The following is a 730-nucleotide window of genomic DNA, read 5'->3' as shown; positions in this document are numbered from 1 at the left end:
GTTCTAGTCTTCAGGATGGCGGCTCCGCCGCAATCATTATCTGTCCGAAACCATGATTTCCTCTTTCCGGACAGGTGATTTCCAAAACACCGGACAGGCGCTTTCAGCGCACTGGTATATCCACCATCATCAAAAGAATTGTCCATGCTTTACCTGGAACCGGTCTACCTGCAGCACCATCTCCCGAAAACCATGTGCCTCTGGAGCGCTGACCTTGCCTATGCCCTTTATCTCGACCACCATCAGCACTTCTCCCAGAACAGCATCTTCCGGGAACTGGAGGCTCACAAAGATGTCCACTGTTCGGCCTGCCCGTACCACCCTGAAAATGCATTGGCGGATACGGAGATACCTGCCTGCAAATCCCCCGGCGGATACATGCGCATCCCGAACAATCGCAAGACTGTAAACAGGCTGCTTGCCCATATCCCGCCCCAGATGATCTGTTACTGCCGGGAAGGCGTGCGTAAGTGGAGCAGCCTGTATGGCCACTTCACCCTCCGGGAAAAACCGATCCTTGTCAATGAGCTCTGGCAGGGCGACCACCACGTATTTGATCTCTTTGTCAGAGTCACGGTGAAGCGTCAGTCCGGAGGGCGGATCCTTGAAAAGTAAGTAGGTAATCATCCGTATCTTCAAATCCCTTCCTGCATTTGATAAGATGTTCTCAAATGATGGAGGTGATACCAATAGAGATGGATGGCAATAAAATCTCAAAAACTGATCTCTG

The 730-nt window shown here is 51.4% G+C and carries 1 protein-coding gene; it reads right to left on the bottom strand.

Annotation, left to right across the window (positions count from 1 at the left end; genetic code table 11):
- Positions 1-129 precede the first annotated feature (129 nt).
- Positions 130-639, bottom strand: a complete 510-nt coding sequence (locus B5G00_RS18510) for a hypothetical protein (protein ID WP_162613537.1) — start codon at positions 637-639, stop codon at positions 130-132.
- Between the last annotated feature and the right edge of the window lie 91 nt (positions 640-730).

Source organism: Blautia sp. An46, from assembly GCF_002161645.1.
Taxonomy (GTDB): Bacteria; Bacillota; Clostridia; order Lachnospirales; family Lachnospiraceae; genus Blautia; species Blautia ornithocaccae.
This window is presented reverse-complemented; position numbering and strand designations above follow the sequence as displayed.